The 21,715-nt window shown below is 40.9% G+C and carries 18 protein-coding genes and 1 tRNA gene; 10 read left to right on the forward strand and 9 right to left on the reverse strand.

All coding sequences use genetic code 11. The annotated features are described in order from the left end of the window. The first annotated feature begins 128 nt into the window (after nucleotides 1-128). Nucleotides 129-2,576 carry a S9 family peptidase gene (locus tag ABJF57_RS08910; protein WP_462234406.1) on the forward strand — a complete coding sequence of 816 codons (2,448 nt, stop codon included), beginning with the start codon at nucleotides 129-131 and terminating at the stop codon, nucleotides 2,574-2,576. 53 nt (nucleotides 2,577-2,629) lie between these two features. On the opposite strand, the gene ABJF57_RS08915 is transcribed toward ABJF57_RS08910, so the two are convergent. Continuing rightward, nucleotides 2,630-3,781 (reverse strand): DUF819 family protein, encoded by a 1,152-nt coding sequence (locus ABJF57_RS08915; protein ID WP_462234408.1) that lies wholly within the window; start codon nucleotides 3,779-3,781, stop codon nucleotides 2,630-2,632. A gap of 72 nt (nucleotides 3,782-3,853) precedes the next feature. Here ABJF57_RS08915 and ABJF57_RS08920 point away from each other — a divergent pair, with 72 nt between their 5' ends. After that, entirely contained in the window at nucleotides 3,854-4,309 is a 456-nt protein-coding gene (locus ABJF57_RS08920) for a GNAT family N-acetyltransferase (protein WP_462234410.1), read from the forward strand. Here the strand turns inward: ABJF57_RS08920 and murB are convergent. Together murB and ABJF57_RS08930 are read right to left on the reverse strand one after the other, a co-directional pair. After that, complete coding sequence (murB, locus tag ABJF57_RS08925; protein WP_462234412.1) at nucleotides 4,306-5,322, reverse strand: UDP-N-acetylmuramate dehydrogenase; 1,017 nt, start codon at nucleotides 5,320-5,322, stop codon at nucleotides 4,306-4,308. The genes ABJF57_RS08920 and murB overlap by 4 nt on opposite strands. A 57-nt stretch (nucleotides 5,323-5,379) precedes the next feature. After that, a complete protein-coding gene (locus tag ABJF57_RS08930; protein WP_462234413.1) occupies nucleotides 5,380-7,074 on the reverse strand; it encodes an amidohydrolase in 1,695 nt (564 codons plus the stop codon). Between the two features lie 172 nt (nucleotides 7,075-7,246). On the opposite strand from ABJF57_RS08930, the gene rpsA reads away from it, so the two are divergent. The 3 genes from rpsA (at nucleotide 7,247) to ABJF57_RS08945 (ending at nucleotide 10,875) form a co-directional block, all read left to right on the forward strand. After that, nucleotides 7,247-9,442 carry a 30S ribosomal protein S1 gene (gene rpsA / locus ABJF57_RS08935; RefSeq protein WP_462234415.1) on the forward strand — a complete coding sequence of 732 codons (2,196 nt, stop codon included), beginning with the start codon at nucleotides 7,247-7,249 and terminating at the stop codon, nucleotides 9,440-9,442. 63 nt (nucleotides 9,443-9,505) lie between these two features. After that, nucleotides 9,506-9,576, forward strand: a tRNA-Cys gene (locus ABJF57_RS08940). 441 nt (nucleotides 9,577-10,017) lie between these two features. Beyond that, nucleotides 10,018-10,875 (forward strand): DUF6089 family protein, encoded by an 858-nt coding sequence (locus ABJF57_RS08945; RefSeq protein WP_462234417.1) that lies wholly within the window; start codon nucleotides 10,018-10,020, stop codon nucleotides 10,873-10,875. Here the strand turns inward: ABJF57_RS08945 and ABJF57_RS08950 are convergent. Both ABJF57_RS08950 and ABJF57_RS08955 read right to left on the reverse strand, forming a co-directional pair. Next, the gene (locus ABJF57_RS08950; protein WP_462234418.1) at nucleotides 10,869-11,978 is read right to left on the reverse strand and encodes an aminotransferase class I/II-fold pyridoxal phosphate-dependent enzyme; all 1,110 of its coding nucleotides are present in this window, start codon (nucleotides 11,976-11,978) and stop codon (nucleotides 10,869-10,871) included. The genes ABJF57_RS08945 and ABJF57_RS08950 overlap by 7 nt on opposite strands. Next, entirely contained in the window at nucleotides 11,975-12,595 is a 621-nt protein-coding gene (locus ABJF57_RS08955) for a sugar transferase (RefSeq protein WP_462234420.1), read from the reverse strand. The genes ABJF57_RS08950 and ABJF57_RS08955 overlap by 4 nt, the downstream gene beginning before the upstream one ends. Before the next feature lie 85 nt (nucleotides 12,596-12,680). Here ABJF57_RS08955 and ABJF57_RS08960 point away from each other — a divergent pair, with 85 nt between their 5' ends. Both ABJF57_RS08960 and ABJF57_RS08965 read left to right on the forward strand, forming a co-directional pair. Next, nucleotides 12,681-15,125, forward strand: a complete 2,445-nt coding sequence (locus tag ABJF57_RS08960) for a penicillin acylase family protein (protein WP_462234422.1) — start codon at nucleotides 12,681-12,683, stop codon at nucleotides 15,123-15,125. Further along, complete coding sequence (locus tag ABJF57_RS08965; RefSeq protein ID WP_462234424.1) at nucleotides 15,122-15,493, forward strand: hypothetical protein; 372 nt, start codon at nucleotides 15,122-15,124, stop codon at nucleotides 15,491-15,493. The genes ABJF57_RS08960 and ABJF57_RS08965 overlap by 4 nt, the downstream gene beginning before the upstream one ends. Here ABJF57_RS08965 and ABJF57_RS08970 read toward each other — a convergent pair whose 3' ends face one another. Continuing rightward, on the reverse strand, nucleotides 15,494-15,925 hold the full coding sequence (locus ABJF57_RS08970; RefSeq protein ID WP_462234426.1) for a DUF4920 domain-containing protein: 432 nt from the start codon (nucleotides 15,923-15,925) through the stop codon (nucleotides 15,494-15,496). It abuts the gene before it with no gap. 204 nt (nucleotides 15,926-16,129) lie between these two features. Between ABJF57_RS08970 and ABJF57_RS08975 the strand changes: the two genes are divergently transcribed. Both ABJF57_RS08975 and ABJF57_RS08980 read left to right on the forward strand, forming a co-directional pair. Next, the gene (locus ABJF57_RS08975) at nucleotides 16,130-16,303 is read left to right on the forward strand and encodes a hypothetical protein (RefSeq protein ID WP_462234428.1); all 174 of its coding nucleotides are present in this window, start codon (nucleotides 16,130-16,132) and stop codon (nucleotides 16,301-16,303) included. 124 nt (nucleotides 16,304-16,427) lie between these two features. After that, nucleotides 16,428-17,666 carry a tetratricopeptide repeat protein gene (locus ABJF57_RS08980; RefSeq protein WP_462234430.1) on the forward strand — a complete coding sequence of 413 codons (1,239 nt, stop codon included), beginning with the start codon at nucleotides 16,428-16,430 and terminating at the stop codon, nucleotides 17,664-17,666. Nucleotides 17,667-17,885: 219 nt separating this feature from the next. On the opposite strand, the gene ABJF57_RS08985 is transcribed toward ABJF57_RS08980, so the two are convergent. Both ABJF57_RS08985 and ABJF57_RS08990 read right to left on the reverse strand, forming a co-directional pair. After that, a complete protein-coding gene (locus tag ABJF57_RS08985; protein ID WP_462234431.1) occupies nucleotides 17,886-18,341 on the reverse strand; it encodes a hypothetical protein in 456 nt (151 codons plus the stop codon). Between the two features lie 213 nt (nucleotides 18,342-18,554). Further along, nucleotides 18,555-19,562 (reverse strand): quinone oxidoreductase family protein, encoded by a 1,008-nt coding sequence (locus ABJF57_RS08990; RefSeq protein ID WP_462234433.1) that lies wholly within the window; start codon nucleotides 19,560-19,562, stop codon nucleotides 18,555-18,557. Nucleotides 19,563-19,743: 181 nt separating this feature from the next. Here ABJF57_RS08990 and ABJF57_RS08995 point away from each other — a divergent pair, with 181 nt between their 5' ends. Continuing rightward, a complete protein-coding gene (locus tag ABJF57_RS08995; protein WP_462234434.1) occupies nucleotides 19,744-20,607 on the forward strand; it encodes an ABC transporter substrate-binding protein in 864 nt (287 codons plus the stop codon). A 70-nt stretch (nucleotides 20,608-20,677) separates the two neighbouring features. Here the strand turns inward: ABJF57_RS08995 and ABJF57_RS09000 are convergent, their stop codons facing one another. Beyond that, nucleotides 20,678-21,415: a pentapeptide repeat-containing protein gene (locus ABJF57_RS09000; protein WP_462234435.1), complete on the reverse strand. Its 738-nt coding sequence runs from the start codon at nucleotides 21,413-21,415 to the stop codon at nucleotides 20,678-20,680. Nucleotides 21,416-21,715 lie beyond the last annotated feature (300 nt).

Consider the following 21,715-nt stretch of genomic DNA (forward strand, 5'->3'; position numbering starts at 1 on the left):
TGTAGCAATTCTGAAATTAATGATTTCACAAAGCATAAACTCGCCACATCACTCTTACACAAGCGGTCACCTAATCCACTAAATAATTTTTAAATTCATGGTTCAAACCAAATTAAACAGCTAGGACTATGAAAAAAATCATGAACTACGCGCTGCTCATCCTTCTTTCTCTTGGCGTTTTTGCCCAGGGAGGGCTTGGTTATCAGCAGCCTCCAAAACAAATCAAGGACTTGGTGGATGCCCCTCTCGCCCCTTCCGTACGGATAGACAATAAGGGTGAAAATGTAATTTTACTTTATCGAAATGCATACAAAACGATTGCAGAACTTTCAGAAGAAGAATTACGCTTAGGTGGATTAAGGATCAATCCTGTGACTAACATAGGAAGTCGAACCACTTTCTATAATAACATCAAAGTGAAGAAAGCTTTTGATCAAGATGCTAAGCAAGTGTCCGGCCTTCCTGAAAACCCGCGATTTGCATACTTCAGTTGGTCTCCTGACGAAACAATGATGGCATTTACACATACGACTTCAACCGGTGTAGAAATCTGGCTATTAGATGTCAACAAAGGATCAGCAAAGAAACTGACCAATGCAGGCGCAAATGCAAACCTGGGATGGCCAATGACATGGTATACAGACAGCAAAGCACTTTTAGTGAAAATGTTACCTGGAGATCGTGAGCCTTTAATAAATACTCAGACGGCTGTTCCTACGGGTCCAACAGTAAGTGTCAGCTCAGGAGAGAAGGCGCAAAATAGAACCTATCAGGACTTATTAAAAAATCCAGTTGATGAGAAAAACTTTGAGCAGCTAGCAAGATCTGAAATCTACAAAGTAAATATCGATGGAGGCTCCACCAAATGGATGGATACCGATATGTATCGAGGATTGGACTTTTCGCCAGATGGAAAGTATATCATCATGACGAAAGTGAAACGTCCATTCTCATACCTTGTACCTTACTTCAGATTTGCCTCGGAAACTGCCATTTATGACACCAATGGCAAACAAGTAAAAATGCTGTTGGATAGAGGTGCAGATGAAGTTCGCCCTAAAGGATTTATGTCTACTACAGACAAGCCACGAGGCTTCAACTGGCGTGCTGATAAGCCATCAACCATTGTTTGGACCATCGCTCTAGATGCTGGCGATCCAGCAAACAAAATGGAGTACCGCGATGAAGTATTTGAGTTAAATGCTCCTTTTACAGGCAAAGAACGATCCGTTATTAAGACTAAAAATCGTTTCTCTGGAATTACCTGGGGTACAGATAATACAGCGTTGGCTTATGACTATTGGTTTGACGACAGAAATACAAAAACCTACGTATTCAACCCTTCCGATAACTCGAAGGAACCAAAAATCATATTTGATCGAAACTATCAGGATGCATACAGCAATCCTGGCAACTTTGTCACTTCCAAAAACAAGCTGAATCAATATGTTCTATCCATGGACAATGGCAATGCATACTTGATGGGTGATGGATTTACCAAAGAAGGACAGTTTCCATTTGTGGATCAGATGAACTTAGAAAGTGGAAAGACAACACGACTGTATCAGTCTGCTTACACAGACAAGGTAGAGGATCTGGTTGACGGTATGAATATGAGCAAAGGAGAAGTTCTAGTTCGCATCGAGTCGCCTACAGAGTATCCTAATTATTACTTAAGAAACATCAAAAAGAAATCAGCATTGAAGCCAATTACGCAATTTGAAAATCCATTCAAAGCGATGCAGGATGTTGAAAAAGAAGTGATCAGCTATAAGCGAGATGATGGTGTTGAGCTTACCGGAACACTCTATTTACCTGTGGGCTATGACAAAGAGAAGAAGGAGAAGATGCCTATGATCATGTGGGCTTACCCTGTGGAGTACAAAGACAAAGCAAGTGCTGGTCAGAATACGACCAACCCGAACGAGTTTATTTATCCATGGTACGGTTCCCCTGTTTTCTGGGTAACCAGAGGATATGTAGTATTGGACGATGCAGCCTTCCCTATCATCGGAGAAGGAGACGAGCAACCAAACGATACATTCCGTAAACAATTGGTGGCAAATGCCAGAGCAGGAATTGATGCAGTAGATGAAATGGGATACATTGATCGTAACAGAGTAGCCGTTGGTGGTCACTCATATGGTGCGTTCATGGTAGCCAACCTGCTTAGTCACTCCAACCTATTTGCAGCTGGTATCGCCAGAAGTGGAGCATATAACCGAACACTCACTCCGTTTGGTTTTCAGCGAGAGGAACGCTCCTATTGGGAAGCACCCGAGATATATAACACCATGTCTCCATTCATGCATGCAGATAAGATGAAAACCCCTCTGCTGCTTGTGCATGGTCAGGCCGACAACAATTCAGGTACCTACCCGATGCAGAGTGAGCGCTACTTCAACGCACTCAAAGGACTGGGAGGTCCTGCGCGACTGGTTATGTTACCTAAGGAAAGTCATGGCTACCGAGCAAAAGAAAGCATCCTTCATGTGCTGTGGGAGCAAGATAAGTGGCTGGAAGAGCACGTAAAAAATCGCGATGCGATGGAAACAACCGTTCAGATGGACAAGTAACGTCTGATTACCAACCTAGATAAAGCCGGGCCGAAAGGTCCGGTTTTTTTTGCTTAAGCCCCAAGCAATCCAGCCACCAAAAAGCCAAGATACGTTCCCAGTCCAGAGCCTAATGATCCAGCTAAAATTGCTGGAAGTATGAGGTCGTTTCTTTTCACACTCTTCGCTAAAGCAAGGGCCGTGCTTGCGCCTCCAATATTTGCTTGTGAAGCTACCGCTACAATGGCCCAGTCAGCCTTGATAATGAGTGATGCTCCAATTAAGAAAGCAGCATGGATCAAAACAATCATTGTGGTAAATAGTAATATATCAAACGCATGAGCACCTACGTCTATCAGTGCTCCGATCTCGCAGAAAGCACCCACCACGGCCAAAAACAAGTAAACAGAAAACATTCCTAAAAGCTTCGCTCCAGGCCATTGCTGTACTCTTTTGGATTGTGCAAGAATCAACGCGATTGTAGTTAAAATCAAAATTGAAGGAACTTCCCAACCCCACCCGGCACTGAGGTCGGCTAAATAATCTGCAGCAAAAAGTGTAACAGCACCAAGAGTTAACATTAAGGCTAGTGCCTGCGGTCCAATTGATTCCTCCTCCCTATTCACCTCTTCCTCAGCATTTGAATCAGAGATCACCTTAGGATGGGGTCGCAACTTATGCATCACAACCGGCAAACTCAAGGTTGCAATCATCCAGATTGCCGTAATGATGTTGTCTGCTACAACAACACCGGTAAATATTGCACCTTCCCTGAATACCTCATAATGGAGAGCCACTGCATTGAAGTTGGCGCTACCTCCTGTGTAGGTACCAGCCATCATTCCAGCAATTGGAGCAAAGTTTTCTCCAAACACAACTTCGTAATCAATGAGTTGCAGTGCTGTCAATACGCCTAACATGGTCCCAGCGGAACCCAACAGAAAAGCCACCAGCATCGGTACACCCGCTTTTTTAAGTTCTTTCAGGTTTACTCCCAGCAGCAGAAAGAAAATGCTGGCGGGAGCCACGTATTTGAAAACTGAATCATATACAGGACTAGCATCCGAAGCTGAGGGAATGACACCAAGATTCGCGACAATTGCTCCCAAAATAATGACTAGCAAAGAGCTGCTTATGTGTTTCAAAAACGTGTGCTTGCAGAGCCATTCACTTAAAAAGACAAGAAAGAAAAGGACTGTTAGGATGTAAATTGGCTGATAGATCATCTGGCTAAAATACCATGACAGTAGTGGATTCCTAACAATTGCTAGGTATATTAATCTTGAAATAAGGTTGGCATGAAACACAACACAAAGCCTGAAAGGCTCGAAAAAAGTGATTTAAGAGCTGTTTTCATTTTTTTAGAAACCGTATTCAGCGATGAGCAACAAATCCCGAAGGAGCTGATACCGCTAACCAACGCTCAGCAGCATTGGTGGTGCATTCGAGAGGAGACAACCATTGTCGGGACGGTAGCTGCATGGAAAGAAGGTAACGAATGGCATTGGGGTAGACTGGCCGTTGATCCAAACCAACGGGGAAAAGGCTTAGGGAAAAAACTCGCAATTGAATCCTTCAAAGATCTTTTTGAAATGAAAATCGATGAGGTAGTAATTGACGCCAGAGACATCACCGTTGAATTGCTCAAGTCTCTTGGTGGAAAGGTGACAGGGCCAAGAAGTGAGTTTTCTGGTCTTCCAATCACTCAAATGAAACTCAGAAAAACAGACTTCTTACATGCTTTGTTCGGCTAGATTATGTTCACTTCACGTTCAAGTTCAATACCAAATTTTCCTTGAATAGATTTCATGATTTCATTGGAAAGTTTGAAAATATCTCTGCCCCTCCCCATTCCATGGTTAACAAGTACCAAAGCTTGTTTGTCGTGTACTCCAATATCCCCATCGCGAAATCCTTTCCAACCGGCCTCTTCTATCAACCAGCCTGCCGGCACTTTCACCTTATCATCATCTATGGCGTAGCATTTGATCTCTTCAAACTGCGCTTCCAGAGCTTCAAAATGTAGTTTTTCAATAATCGGGTTTTTAAAGAAGCTTCCAGCATTCCCGATATCCATAGGATCGGGCAGCTTGGATTGCCTGATATTAATGACTGCCTGGCTAACATTTTTCAAGGTCAGCTCTCCCACCCCCATTTCTTCCAACGTTTCCTTAATAGCACCATAGGTTACGTTGAATGATGGTTTTTTAGATAGCTTGAAAAAGACCTTTGTGATTACAAATTCATCTCTCAGTTCTCCTTTAAAAATGCTATAACGATAATCAAACTTGCAATCCTCCTTATAAAACGAAAGTGTCTTACCACTCTTGATTTCATAAGCTTCTAATGAATTAAAGACCTCTTTTAACTCTACACCATACGCCCCAATATTCTGCATTGGAGCAGCTCCTACTGTGCCTGGAATCAATGAAAGGTTCTCAACTCCTGCGTAACCTCTTTCAACACACCAAAGCACAAACTGATGCCAGTTTTCTCCAGCACCCACCGAAACAAGCACATCCTCTTCCGTTTCATTCTGTACCTGGATGCCTCGGATCTCATTTTTAGCTATAACACCCGTAAATCCGCGGGTAAATAAAACATTGGATCCACCACCCAAAATCATCTTCTTTTGGGAGCGGAATCTGCCCGTCTGATAGATTTCGTCCAGGTCTTCAATCGAATCGACAATTGCCAGATAGCCTGCATTCTCATTCAAGCCAAATGTATTGTAAGGTTTAAGTGAAATATTCTGCTGTACGATCAATGCTAATTTGTTTCTTACGAAAGTAATTGATCATTGCTTTTAAACATGGTTTTTGTTCTACTTCTCATAAACAATCTCCCCACCAATCACAGTCATAGCTACCTCTGTTTCCAATATTTCTTCTTCAGGTATTGTCATGATGTCTTTATCAAAAATGGTAAGGTCTGCCCATTTACCCACCTCAATACTCCCTTTTCTATCTTCTCGAAAAGCCGCGAAGGCAGCATCCAAGGTATAGGATCGAAGCGCCTGCTCACGTGTCATTTTCTCAGCGGGCTCATAACCTCCTTCTGGGTTACCTCCTAAGGTTCTTCGACTAACCGAAGCGTAGAAACTGGCAAGCGGTGTAATTGGCTCAACAGGAGCGTCGGTTCCGTTTACAATATGTGCACCCGACTGAAGTAACGTTTGCCACATATAAGCTCCCCACTCAATGCGCTGCTGCCCCAGTCGATCGATTGCCCACGGACGGTCAGAAGACATGTGTATAGCCTGCATCGCAGGAATCACCCCCATCTCTGCAAAACGTGAAATATCCTCTGGATGGAAGTGCTGTGCATGTTCTATTCTAAATCTAGGTTCATCTGGTGCTCCTTCAGGATAAAGTTGAAAAGTTCTTTCATAAATATCCAAAACCTCCCTGTTTGCCCTATCCCCGATGGCGTGAACGCAGACTTGAAACCCCGCTTTATAGGCATTTGAGGTAATGGATTCGATTTCACCCATCGGCATTACATTATGCCCATGCACGCCAGGCGCATCCGTATATTCTTCCAGGAGCCACGCACCACGCGATCCCAATGCCCCATCCGCATACAATTTCACAGATCGCACCGTCAATTGATTATCAAACAAGTCTTCCTCAATTCCATTGGAAAAATAAGTATCTAACAATTCCGGATCACGACCATTAAGCATTACATATAGCCTCAATTTTAAATCTCCCCTTTCGGCGAATTCCTTATACAGGTTAATGTCTTTCATTCCGGATCCCGCTTGATGAAATCCTGTAATCCCATACTTGAAGCACTGAGCCAAGGCCAGTTTGAGTGCTTGCTCATCGCTTTCTTTTGTCTGGCTTGGAATTGATCGCGTAATCAGACCTTGGGCTGTTTCATTAAATATACCTGTCGGTTGACCGCTTATCCCCATGAAGATTTCACCTCCATCAGGCTGAGCTGAGCCACCATCAATGCCAGCAGCTTCCATCGCCTTCGCATTGCCTAACGCTGCATGCCCGCTAGCATGCTTTAACCAAACCGGATGATTTGGTACCGCTTCACTCAGTAGATCATGTGTAGGAAAACCTTTGGTCATTTCTGGCTTTTCTGTCCATTTATCCTGATGCCATCCTCGCCCCAATATCCATGTCCCCTCAGGGATATTTGCAGCACGTTCCGCCACCATATCTACAACTTCCTGGTAGCTTTTCGCTTCTCGCAAGTCCACGTTTAGTAGGTTATAGCCCACTCCCATGATATGCGCATGGCCTTCCGTTAACCCAGGAATCATTGTTCTACCCTGGAGGTCTACCATTTTAGTAGAAGAAGCTTTAAACGCGTCGGCACCTGCTTTTGAGCCAACAAATAAGAAAGTATCTGCTTTGATCGCAACAGCTTCCACGGTAGGACTTTCATCGTCCATCGTATAAATGGGTCCATTGAAATAAATACTATCAGCGGCTACTTCCGGTTCGGCAGGCTCACATGAAAAGATGATTAGTGCAATCAGGAATAATTGAGAGAATTTCATTTTTGAATTGATTTAGTCAGGTTTTCTTTAATTCCTAAAGTTAATCGTATGACTGGTTTTTATAATCAAATTCCCTAAATTTGCGCTCCGTTCCAAAATGGAGCATTCTGGTGATTGCCAGGAGATGTTTAACAAAAATGCTGGTCAGTATCGACTCCAACTGACACAGTGTATGAATAAGGAGTCATTTTTTATTATGGCAAAGAAAGAAGAAACCGCAAAAGCTGAGGAAAAAGAAACCAAAGCAGAAGCACCTGCAGCTAAAAAGCCTGCAGCAAAAAAAGCAGCAACCAAGAAAGCAGACGACAAGAAAGAGGAAGTGAAGGAAGAAAAGAAAGCTTCCAAAACGACTGCAAAAAAAGAAACCAAAGAGAAGGCTGAAAAGAAGGAAGCTGCTAAAGCGGAAAAACCAAAAGCTGAGGAGGTAGAAGTGAAGGCGGAAGAGCCGAAAGAAGAAAAGGTAGAAGTGAAAGCAGAAGAGCCGAAAGAAGAGAAGGTAGAAGTGAAAGCAGAAAAACCTACCAAAATTGCTGAGCCGGAAATCGAACCAGCCGGAGCTTATGATTTCGACGATGATGGTTTTGATGATGAATACTCAGAAGCAGATCGCCAGGCAATGGAGAAGCTTTATGAGGATACATTAACTGAAATCACAGAAAAAGAACTCATTAACGGAACTGTTGTTGGAATCACCGACAGAGAAGTTATTGTAAACATTGGCTTCAAATCAGACGGCCTTGTATCTCTTTCTGAGTTTAGAGATATGCCGGACTTAAAAGCTGGTGATGAAGTACAGGTTTATATAGAAGAGCAAGAAAATGCGAATGGGCAGCTTGTTCTTTCAAGAAGAAAAGCAAAAATCGTTAAGGCTTGGGAATCCATTCAGGGTGCTCTTGATAACGATGAAGTCATTGAAGGTTTTGTGAAGCGAAGAACCAAGGGTGGTTTGATCGTAGATGTATACGGCGTAGAGGCTTTCCTTCCGGGATCGCAAATTGATGTGAAGCCTATTAGAGACTTTGACATCTTCGTAGGTAAATCGATGGAAGTGAAAGTTGTGAAAATCAACTACACGAACGATAACGTAGTAGTATCACACAAAGTACTCATCGAAAAAGATCTAGAGCAGCAAAAAGCTGAAATCCTGAATAACCTTGAGAAAGGTCAAGTTCTAGAAGGAGTAATCAAGAACATGACCAACTTTGGTGTATTCATCGATCTTGGAGGTGTAGATGGTCTACTTCACATTACTGATATTAGCTGGGGTCGAATCAACCATCCTGAAGAGGTACTTTCGCTAGACGAGAAAGTAAATGTGGTTGTTTTGGATTTCGATGACAACAAGCAACGAATTTCACTAGGCATGAAGCAGCTTACTGATCATCCTTGGGATTCTCTTGGTAAGGATATCGAGGTTGGATCTAAAGTGAAAGGTAAGATTGTGAATGTAGCTGATTATGGCGCATTTCTAGAAATTATTCCTGGAGTAGAAGGTCTTATCCACGTATCAGAAATGTCTTGGTCTCAGCACCTGAGAAATCCTTCTGATTTCATCAATGTTGGAGACGAAATCGAATCGGTGGTACTGACAATCGACAGAGAAGAAAGAAAAATGTCCGTCGGCATCAAGCAGCTTACTGAAGATCCATGGACTAAGCAAGACGTACTTACAAACTACGCTATCGGAACCGAACACAAAGGAACGGTTCGTAACTTGACCAACTTCGGCTTATTCATTGAGCTTGAAGAAGGAATTGATGGCCTTGTACACGTCTCTGATTTGTCTTGGACCAAGAAGATCAAGCATCCATCAGAATTCGTGAAAGTTGGTGATGAGCTAGAGGTGAAAGTGATGGAGTTGGATATCGACAACAGAAGACTCGCACTTAGTCACAAGCACCTTGAGGAAAATCCTTGGGATACATTCGAAACTGTATTCACCAAAGGCTCAACTCATAAGTGTACAGTGACTAACGTTTCTGATAAGACTGCTACTGTTGAGCTTCCATATGGTCTTGAAGGTCAAGTGATACCTAAGAACTTGAAGAAAGAAGATGGAACAACAGCAGCTGAGGGAGAAACTTTAGAGTTCAAAGTATTGGAATTCTCTAAAGATGATAAGAGAATCGTTCTTTCTCATACTTCTGTTTGGGACAAAGATGCGGAGCAACCAAAAGCGGCAGCTGCTAAGAAGCCTGCTAGCGGAGGTAAAAAAGGAAACACGCTAGATAAGATCAACAAAGAAGTTGAAAAATCTACGCTTGGAGACCTTGATGCGCTTTCTGCATTGAAAGACAAAATGGAAGATGCCGGAAAGGAGTCTACAAAAAAGCCAACTAAGGCAAAAGCTAAGAAAGAAGAGAAGTAATATATTAACGAGTCATCTGCAGGTCAGATGACTCGTTTTTCCTACTTTTGTGAAAACATATTTGGCGCTATGGCCGAGCGGCTAGGCAGAGGTCTGCAAAACCTTTTACAGCGGTTCGAATCCGCTTAGCGCCTCTTTCAAAACCGACCCCAGGGGTCGGTTTTTTTATGTCCATACGCGGATGAAAGCAAGAGGTTTGAGATTGCTTCACTGCACCTGCCTGCCGCAGGTCTCTTCGCAATGGCGATTCACTTTGGGCCAGCTTATTTTGTGCCTATTTGTGAATAAGGGCTTACGGTTTACAATCAGCGCAAGAAAAGAATCCAAATAAGCATTTTGCTTATTTATATATCCGATTTTACCCTATCGTTTGACTCCACTGAACTGCCGTAATATTGTAGTGTAACAATTAGTTATGACGACATTAATTTTCTCATTGATATTAGTAAGCGTGTTTGTAATAACAGAACAGGCATGGTTTACTAGGAAAAGTAAACGATTAGGGTGATTATTTGTAGAAATTGTTTTCCGATCTATAAGGGTCGGAAACTTTTCTGCAATACTTTTGAATCCTAATGAGAAATATCCTCACAGCATTTTTTCTACTCATAAGTCTGGCGGTCTCATCGCAAAACTTTCTTTCGTGGCAATTTAACGATCGCTATTTCTCATTTTCTGTTGGCACAGGCACCTCAACTTACTTTGGAGAACTCAATAGTCGAAACAGTATTAACAACAACCTCTCGCAGATCAATCTGGGAATTGAAGCCCGATTACTCAACAGAATTGGTGCTAGAATAGAGGCCGGCTATTTTGCTTTATCCGGGCAAGATAGCAACGCGTCGGATAGCTCATTCCAGCGACAAAGGAATCTTTCGTTTGACTCTCGAAACATTCATTTTCAACTGCATACAATCTACTATTTAAAACCCTACAAAGGAGATTACTATAAAAGATGGGTTTTTGACCCATTTATATTTTCCGGGGTTGGCTACATGAAATTTAACCCAACAACTACACTTGGTGGTGAAACCTATTTACTCAGGGATGCAAGAACTGAAGGTGTAGCCTACAAAAAGTGGGTGACAACAATACCCGTTGGAATTGGCGCAAAGTTCAAAGCCAATGAGTTTTTAAATGTGAATCTGGAAATATCTTATCACTTTACTTTCACCGATTATCTGGACGATGTGTCTAACACATATGCTTCTGAATTTTCAAATACTACCTCTGAATTATTAAGCGACCGGAAAGAGGAAATTGGTATCGTAAATCCCGCGTTTTATGATCAAATCCAACCAGGATCACAGCGGGGCAATCCCGATAATAATGACAGTTTTTTGCAGATCAGCATAAAAGCTGAAATTTTCTTGCCTCAAGACTTATTTAGCAGAAAGAATAAAGCGATCATAAAAAAACCGTCGGCTTATTGACTCAGCCAATCTTTTATTTTATCAATAACAAATTGTTGCTGATCTACAGTTAGTCCACAACCCGAAGGAAGACAAATTCCTCGTCGATAAATTTGCTCACATACACCTTCTCCAATAAAGACTGAGGCATGATAAGCTTCATGCAGATGAAGCGGCTTCCATAACCTTCGTGACTCAATTTCATGCCCATTTAGGTACACTACTAACTCATCGATTTCTCTTCCCTCTTCTTTCAGTAATGCCGTAGTTAACCATCTATTGGAAAACATAGAGGCTGGCTCTTGCAAAAAATCAAAATATCCACTCAGCTGATCTTCGTACATCTCGAAAATCATTCTTTTCCTTTTCACAAATGAATCCAGTTTCGTTAATTGAGCCAAGCCAATGCCTGCGAGCACATTACTCATCCGGTAGTTGTAGCCAGCTTCTTTGTGATCGTAACCAAAACTACCTGAATTGGCTTGTGTAGCTAGGTGCTTACCTCTCTCCCAATCTTCTGAGGAACAAATAAGCGCGCCACCTCCGCTAGTGGTAATGATTTTATTTCCATTGAAAGAAATAATACCATAATCCCCAATACCTCCAACATGCACTCCATCATCCATTGCACCCAAAGATTCCGCAGCGTCTTCAATTATTTTAATCCCATACTCCTTCGAAATGCCAGCAATACGTTTCATATCAGCAGGCATTCCGTACAGATGCGTGACGATCAAAGCCTTAGGAATTACCTCGGCATTGGACAAGTAGTTGAGTAAAACATCCGGATCGAGGTTCCAACTTACATCATCACTGTCTAGAAAAATGGGAATTGCACGTTCATACAATACAGTATTGGCACAGGCAGCAAACGTGAAGCTGCTTACCAGTACTTCGTCACCATCCCCCACCCCTGCTAAAATCAGTGCCAGGTGAAGAGCTGATGTTCCTGAATTAAGGGCGAGTACAGATTTGTCATTGTACTTCTCTGCAAGTTTAGCTTCAAACGCATCGATGGCTGGCCCTACCGGAGCAATCCATCCACTCTCAAAAACTTTGCTCACCTCATTCAATTCTGACTTGGAAAAATCTGGAGGAGATAGATATATGCGTTGTTGATTCACCTCTTTGATGCGTATTCTGAAAATTTGACAGTCTTTTGATCCAAATATGTGGTTTTATCTCTTTTCAATAACTGAAAACATGTCAAAAACAGAATTCTCATATCGAGATAAAAAGAAATTTGATTCACATAAAAAACATCCATTTTCATTCGTAATCCCCAATCTATCGTGTTTCGTCCATTTACTTGCGCCCATCCGGTAATACCTGGCTTTACCGCATGTCTCTTTTTTTCTTCTATGCTATAATGAGGTAAGTACTCAAGCAGAAGTGGTCTGGGACCAACAAACGACATTGCTCCTTTCAAGACATTTATCAATTGAGGAAGCTCATCCAAAGATGTAGAACGAAGAAATTTGCCCATTGCAGAAGTAGTGTCCTCATCCTCATCAATCTTCATCGTTCGGAATTTAAAAAGGTTGAAAATTCGCTCATCTTTTCCTACCCTCTGCTGGATGAATACCGGTGACTTCCTGAAATGAACGGCCAAAACCACACCAATAATCAATAAGATGGGTACTAGCAACACCAAAAGAAATAGGGCGAATACCCAATCAAAAATTGGCTTGGCTGCACTTACATAAAAATTACTTCCTGGCATACGGCTAAAAATAGGCATTACCCCAATTATTTGATATTTTTCAAGTTGAAATTAGTTCTTAAATCAATCAGCTTCGAAATTGCCTCAAAGGCGACTTGCACTTATGAAAACTTTTCGCTTCGTCCTTTCTCTTAGCATCACCTTGGCACTCGGAATCTCACTCAATTCAAAAATCGGATCAATACCTCCTCTGGGTAAATTTCTCAGCCCTTTTCATGGCTTCTGGCAAAATGCGGAAAATACTTCTATTGACATAGAATCACAATCAATTGAAGAGCTTCTGATAGATAGTGTCAACATACACTTCGATGAATTGATGATCCCACACGTATTTGCCCAAAATGAAAAAGACCTATTTTTTACTCAAGGTTATATTACTGCCTATCACAGGCTTTGGCAAATGGAATTTCAACTGTACTCCGCAGCAGGCAGGCTGGCTGAACTCCTCGGTCCAAAAGTAGGAAATACGAGCATTGTAGACATTGACCGAAGAATGCGAAGAATTGGACTCATGTATGGAGCCCAAAATTCCGAGAACTTGTTTAAGAAAGAAGAACCAGAAGTCTATGAGCTAATCAAGTCCTATACTGCTGGTGTTAATGCCTACATCAACAATCTTTCTTATGCCGAGCTTCCCATAGAATATAAGCTTCTGGACTATGAACCAGAGGAATGGACTCCTTTGAAATGTTTCCTCCTGATTTCAAACATGAATAACATGCTCTCAAGAGGTGAGCGCGATTTAGAACACACCAATGCCTTAAAAAAATGGGGAAGAGAAACTTTTGACATTCTTTATCCTGAAAGACCTGATACAATTGATCCAGTCATTCCAATAGGAACTACGTTTGATTTTGATCCCATATTGGTAGAAAAACCAGACATTTCTTTTCCACTTAAGTTTACTGAACCATTAATTGAAGCACCGAATCCAGATAACGGGAGCAATAGTTTTGTCGTCAATGGCAACAAGACAGCAAACGGAAGAGTCATTTTGACAAACGAGCCCGATTTGAGTCTAAACCTCCCTAGCATTTGGTATGTGATGCAATTGAATGCACCATCCATGAATGTAATGGGTGCTACTCTGCCGGGAGGGCCAGGCGTTATCATTGGCTTCAATGATTCCATTGCCTGGGGAAATACAAATGCAAAAAGAGATTTAGTAGACTGGTATCATATCCGGTTTAAAGATGAAGGAAGGAATGAATACCTATACAATGGCAATTGGGTACCAACAAAAAAAGTGGTGGAAGAAATAAAAGCCAGGGGTTCATTTAGCTACTATGATACAATCATATACACACATCACGGCCCTGTAGTTTATGATCGAAATTTCACAAGCAGCAAAAGTGAGGTGTCAAATCTGGCCATGAAGTGGACGGCACATGAAGGAAGTAAGGAGATTAAAGCTTTGTATTTGGGAAATAAAGCTTCTAACTACGATGAATTTGTAGAAGCTTTTAGTTATTTCAGCGGTCCTCCTCAAAACTACTCGTTTGCATCAGTGAGTGGCGATATAGCCTTGTGGGTCAATGGCAAGTTTCCTGTAAAGTGGAAAGAACAGGGCAAGTTCTTGATGGATGGCAGCAATATCGACCATGAATGGAAAGCCTATATGCCTCAAGCACACAATCTATATGTGAAGAACCCACCTCGAAATTTTGTGAGCTCTGCTAATCAACATGCAGCAGACTCCACCTATCCCTATTACCAATACGATTACAGTTTTGAACACTACCGAGGAAGAAGAATCAATGACCGATTGCGAGTGATGGACAACATCAAAGTTGAAGATATGATGGAATTGCAGCATGATAATTTTAACTACAATGCATCAGAAGCCTTACCCATGATGCTAGACAGCCTGGATTCAGCCTCATTCACAGACTTAGAATTAAGCTACTACAGCCAACTCAAAAATTGGGATTATTTCAATGAACCGGAATTGCAAGCACCATCTATCTACGAATCTTGGTGGAGAAAGCTAAATGCCAAATTGTGGGATGAAATAGACAGCAGCGAAGTAGCGGTCTATCGACCGAACTGGTACAATACCATTGAAATACTCAAATCAAATCCAGATTTTTTTATGATAGATATTCAGGATACTGAAACCAGAGAAACCGCTGGTGATCTATTCAGAATAACATTTAAGGAAACCGCCGCAGCATTGGCCAAGCACTCGCAGGAGGATGGCAATTCGCTGGAATGGTATGAATACAAAAACACTAGCATAAGGCATCTCCTCCGCATAAGTCCATTCAGCAAAGGTCGTATCAAGATCGGAGGAAACAGATCCATTGTCAACGCAGCTTCAGGTTCGCATGGTCCTTCCTGGCGAATGGTTGTTGAGTTAGGAGACGGAGAAGTAAATGCCTGGGGTGTTTACCCTGGCAGTCAGACAGGAAATCCTGGCAATCCGAAATATGGACACATGATTGAAGATTGGGCAAGCGGCCAATATTACAAATTACTGTTTAAGCAAGCGCTTACACCTGCTGATGAAGCAGTGGAACATAGCATAACTCTAAAACCAGCCAGATGAAATTAATTGTTCGAATCATTGTAATAGGTGCTTTAACCTACTTTATTTCTCCTTTTACGGTGTGGTGGTCAGTGATGGTTATCGCCTTTATCGTTTGCTATACATCTCCTTCCTCAGGACTAAACGCCTTCACCGCCGGTTTTCTGGGTGTCGGACTGGTCTGGATGGGGCATGCTTGGAATATTGATGTAGGAAATGGATCCGTATTCGGCAACACGATTGCCGAAATCATGCAAATAAGTGACCCAATACTCCTGGTATTCGCAACTGGACTCATCGGCGGATTAGCCGGCGGGTTTGCTTCCCTTTCCGGCACCACCTTCAGGCAACTGTTTGTTAAGCAGAAGAAAAGAAGTCTTTACAACTAATTAGCTTTCTTTCACCAAAACACCACGAGCCACGAATGTGATCGAATTCCTCATGGATTCATCGTATTCCTTGCCTCCATCTTCTGCATAATGGCGAGCGACATCTTCTTCTAGCACTTCCTGCATTGCTACACCTTCAATAATTACCTCACGACCACTGATGTCCTTGGGAACGAAAAAGCCGTAATCCTTGAAAGTTACCCGAACATTTGCACCCTGCTCATTTTTGAGTGTCATCCAGCATCCTTTCATCTGACAAACTTCCTCGATGGTACCTCTTACTTTAAAGGTGGTCTCCTCCTCGCTCACTTCTGTTAAAAACGCGGTGGTGGAAAGTGCTTCTTCAGAAGAAATTTCCTCTCCGTATGGAGCAAATTTCTCAGTAGGCGTGCTACATGCTACAGCAACAAGAATAAGTATTAAATATCTCATAGTATTCAGTTCTTTTCTGCAAAGATAATTGAGTGCGTTTTATTCAAATAAATTTTATCGGAATAAAATTTATTTTCACACATAACTGTCTTACAATCAATCATTTAATCGTATAAATTTAAAAAAAAATAAAAACACATTAGTTATGTGTAATTTATTTTTTTTTACTTATATTTGATTCATCATTAAAAACCTTATTGAGTTATGAAAAGAAAACTATTTACAGCATTCGTGATTTTAGGAGCATTATCACTAACCGCATGCCAAGAGGATGCAGCTATGGAAGAACTACTGCAGGATACCGAACTAAATGCCACTGATGGAACTGGTGATGGAGACGATGATGACAAAAACAAACCTCCTGGCACAGGCGGTTAAGAAAGTTATCTAAGCTTTTTCGATTAAAATCGATTTTGAGCCATACTTCATCCAAATAATATAAGCGCCATCATATATTTTGATGGCGTTTTTTTATATTGCGTACAAGAAACAGTTATTTGGAGTGAAATACATTTTCATCTTTTTTACAATACTTTCAAGTCACCTAATATTTGCAAATTCTATCGCTGATAGAGCTAGCTCGATTTCATCACTCATTGGGCAATATCCAGATTCAGCCTATTCGTTAGCCGAAGATTTGATGATTGAAGCTTTGAAAAGAAATGACGAATACGGAATCGTTCAAAGTAATTTCATACTTGCGTATATCCATGATGAGATTAAAGGAGAGTATGGCAAGGCTATCATCTACTATCTAGAGGCAATTAGATATGCGGAGGAATCAAGCTATGACAATGTTAGTAGAGATTTAATCTCTCTACATAAAAATTGTGGAGTCATCTTTAGGAAATTCAAATCCTATACATTGGCGGAGGAATATTACAATAAAGCCTTCGAGCATGCTTTAGAAACTGAAAACGAACAGGAAAAGCAAAGTATCAATTATAATATCTCTGGGCTTTTAATGGATCAAGAAAGATTTAATGAAGCCGTAGTTATTCTCACCAACCTTATTTCAAAAACATCTATCGATTCAAGAAATTATTGGAAGTACAACAATAGGCTGGGTCTTGCTCTCTATGAATTTGGGGATTATGAATCTGCCATTGAAGCACATAACAACTCGCTGGCATTTACCTCACTCTCTAATAAATACCATGCATACGCAATGCACAATATAGGTAGATGTTTTTCCTCGTTAAACAATTTTAATAGCGCCTATTCGCATTTTAATAAGGCATTGGAAATGAAGCAAAACCTGAGCAATCAATCAACGCTTTTTTCAACCTATAGTGAGCTTGGAAATCTTTCTTTGAAAAACGGAGAGGTGAAAAAAGCGCTTAAATATTTTAATCAAGCTGAAAAGTATATTGATCAAATAGGAAACTTAGATTACTATGAGCTTTTTAAATCGAAAGCTGATGCTCTATTTTTATTAAAAGACTTCAATGAAGCAAAAAAATACGAAGACCTTCACTCTGAGAGTCTGAATAAATATTTAGAAGTCCAAAAAGATATTCAAGAGATCGACAAACGTTACAACATGGATCTCATTACCAAGCGCTACTTTGATAAGGTTGAAAAACAAGAGCGTATTGCACATATTCTTTGGTGGTCTAAACTCATCTCGGGTTCTTTACTTGGAATGCTCCTATTTACCATTGGGTTTAACCGCTATCAGAAAGTTCAACTCAGAAAGAGCATTGTACAGGATTTGATCAAGCTGAAGGTCATCGACTAATAAGTCTCCCCCCCCCATTTTTGTTCTCAAAAACAAACACATCAGCATTGCATACATTGCATCCCTCAAGTACACGCCACGCACAAGAAAGATTTACCCCTTCACCTTCTTGAAAAGCATCCAGCTTTATATATGTGATTTGTTTTACCCTTCTTTAAAAGGCTATTCAGAAAATACAATGGATTTGGATTGAGCTAATTAGCCCGAAAGCTGTTAAGATTAAACTTTCAGTTTCAGCTTCTCTTTAAGGACATTCAACATGCCTTCTTGACGCTCATGCAAAAGGATCAATTTATTCTTCTGCTCTGCCGTCTCATCCATCATGTAGTTAACCAATTCTTCCAGCTCAAGAACTTCATGAGAATCTGGTTGATTCAACCTCATCTTCACAAACAACTCTCTAATACGTGCTTGAAGGTTTACATGTGTTGGCGCAATTTCAGCAGAAGTAACAATGTCATCGTTCCACATTGATCCCTTGCCCTTGATCAGCCATTCAGCATTGAGCTTGTCATACGTGCTGAGGATGTTAAGGATTAAATCGAAGCTTGGCTTGCTTCTGCGACCTTTGATAATATTAAATATGACCGTAACACTTACTTCCAAACTATCAGAAAATGAAGTGGGGTTCATATCCAAAACCCGAATAAGCTTGTAAATACGATCATTTATCATGTGATAAATTTAATAAAAAGTTTGGGAGAAAAAAAAGAAGGGTCACTTGACAGTAACCCTTCATCATTAAGAACCAGCTATGGAAAATAGATACTCACTATCTATACTTCGAATTTATATGCTTTCCTGCTTCTATCAAAAGATTTTGCGATTTTTTTTATCATTTGATAATGTAAAAGAGTTGTCGGAGATAAAATCAAATAAATTTTCAAATTAGAGTCTGATTACTATTTTTCCAACAGAATCTCTCGATTCTATGAATGAATGTGCTTCAGGCAGGTTTGAAAAATCAAACACCTTTCCTACAATCGGCTTCAAATTATTGTCAATGGTGAAGGTGTGTAGTTCTTCCCATATATCGGAAGTAAGCTTTTCATTCTCTGTCAAGTATCCAATGTGGGAAGCAAATACTCCTTTACTTTCGATCGCCATATTCATCATATTCACCTTTGGCGCGTCCAGATAAGTCTTTACCCACGATATTGGATTCCAAATCTTGAGATTCATACTTGCAAAACCAATGACCACAAGCCTGCCAAAGGAATCGAGCAACTTCAGGCTTTTCTTAAAAACGTCTCCGCCTACTGTTTCTAGCACACAATTGACCTTTCCCCCATCATTCATGATCTCATCATAGAAGTCTTTTTTTCGATAATTAACGGGGGTACCACCTAACTGCTCTATGAGCTTAAGCTTGTCATCTTTGCTTGCAGTCCCGTAAACTTTGCATCCGAGAGCATTGCCAATCTGGACTGCAGCTGTACCCACACCTCCAGCAGCGGCTTGTATTAATACTCGCTCGCCTGCCTCTACTCTACACAGTTTTTTCAAAGCCACCCATGCAGTCATGAAATTCACCAAATAGGCTGCATTCTCTTCTGAAGAAAAAGTGTCGAATGCTGGAAAGCACAGGTGTTCAGGAGCACACACATATTCCGCATATGATCCATATTGCTGCCCTACTATGACCTTATCACCGATTTTAAATTTTGATGCTTCACTGCCAAGCGTCACAACCTCCCCATAGCATTCCATTCCCATCACATAAGGCTTCTTTGGAGCCCAGCTATATTGTCCTTTTCTAGACAATATTTCTGCATAGTTTATGCCAATGGTCTCGATCTTAATTTTCAATTCATTCGCTTTCGGATTAGGCTCAGGAATATCTTCGATCTTTAAAACTTTAGGTTTCCCAATCTTTCTTAATCTATAGGCTTTCATGTGTATCGTTATCTTTTTAGTAGTCCAAAGCACTCTGCATAGTCAGACTTTCACCCGTATTGACCTTTGACATAATCATACTCCTTTTATATGTAAAATATGAGACGTTTTTGGTTATTGCACAAAGTGACAGCAAGTTAATGCCTTAACTTCACCAGAAAAATAATCTGAGTTTAAGCATATGGACAAGGTGCGAATAGGCGGGGTCCCTGAACATTTTAATTTACCCATACATCTTGCTGTGGAGAATGGTTGGTTCAGCAAGGAGGGTATTGATCTGGCCTGGTCAGACTTCCCAGGAGGGTCCGGGTATATGAAAGAAGCGCTGAGGAAGAAAGAGGTCGACTTGTGCATTCTTCTTACCGAAGGAATAGTAACCGATATTTTAAAAGGAAATCCGTCGAAGATTGTCAGCAGTTTTGTGAAGACTTCCCTGACGTGGGGAATTCACACCAGCGTTGATTACACTGAAGACAACTCTTCTATTTTTGATAAAAAAATAGCCATCAGCAGGTTTGGGTCTGGTTCTCATCTGATGCCTATCGTGAATGCCATGATGGAGGATCAACAAATTGATCTGGGTCAATTTGTTGAAGTCAACGATATTAATGGAGGAATCAAGTCCTTAAATAGTGGAGACGCGGAGATATTCTATTGGGAAAAATTTACAACTAAGCCCTATTTGGAGAAAGGTAGACTCAAGAAGATTGATGAATTCATTTCTCCCTGGCCTTGCTTCATGATCGCCGCAACGAATGATTTCATAGCATCAAAACCATCATTAATAAGCAAAGTTTTGAAAATCATTCACCATGCAAATCATCACTTCATGGAAAAAAGTAATGCCTCTCAACTGGTTGCAGAGCGCTATAACCTCAATGAAAAGGATGCTGAGCGATGGTACCATGCTACAGAATGGTCTGTAAATGGCTGGGTGAGCAACAAAATGCTTGAGGGTGTTTTATACTCGCTGAAGGAAGCAAAAATTGTAGATCAGGATTGTTCTACTCAGGGCATCATTTGGAAAAGGAATGAGCGTAAATAAAAAAAGCCCCTCCTAGTAAACTAAGAGAGGCTGTAAGTCACGCGTTGGTATCGTGTATATATAAAGAGAATTAATTTCTCGAGTTTATAAGGTAGTTAGTAAAGCTTTGACCATTGATCTTCGTGTATTTAGCATCAATGTCATCTCTTACATTCAGACCTGCGATATCAAATTCCCCCCTCGCTTTCATGTACTTGATATTCCAAGATTCTTCAAATACCGCATTTTTGAAGCTTGCGCCTTCATCAAACTCTGCGTACTTAAACGTTGCATCATCATCAAAGCGAGTATCAGAAAAATCTGCTTGTTCGTCAAACTCTGCATATTTGAAGGTTGATTCACGTTGAAATTGAGTTCCTGAAAAGTCTACGCTTCCGTCAAAGTCTGAATACTTAAACATTGCATTTCTGCTAAAATCACAATTTTTGAAAGTGACCCCTTTATCAAAGTCTGCCGTAAAAGTGTATCCAGAATCGTCATCATGAATATAGGCTAGTACATCATCTTCAAATTTGCAATTAACAAATGAGATGTTTACGTCAATGGATTCCTCCACTGTATTGCCTCCCCCATTGTTCCACCACTTTGATTTCTTTGGAAGGTCGGGCATTTTTTCCGCCATGTAAGTGAAATCCAGTTCACCTACTATGGTCACACCTTCGTAAGAGATGTCTTTTCCTTCTCTTACATCTTCCATGATCTTTGAAGCCGAAACGGTGTTCTGGGCAAAGGCTCTAAAAATAAAAATGCTGAACAGTAGCAGCATTGCTAGCCGGAGTTTTGTAGATAGTGAGTCAGATATTTCCATGTCTTTATTATATGGGTGTTTGTATTATAGATGCAGTATCTCAAAAAAAGTTGCATCATCTATATATAAGTACCCAACAAGTCCTGATTGGTTACAGCCGAAGTGGAGATCGGCATAAAATATCTGTCAAACGGTGTGCTGTTAAAACTCAAAGGCGAGGGTTACTCGCCTTTGAGTTGGTGTGGCCGACATAGCTCAAGGCTATTCGATCCAATCTAACCACCTAATGGACTTAGTTATGCTACTAAACCCTTTATTAAGTTACTTTTTTTCCGAATGAAATCAAAATTCTAAAGCGCG

Source organism: Ekhidna sp. (assembly GCF_039940915.1).
Taxonomy (GTDB): domain Bacteria; phylum Bacteroidota; class Bacteroidia; order Cytophagales; family Cyclobacteriaceae; genus Ekhidna.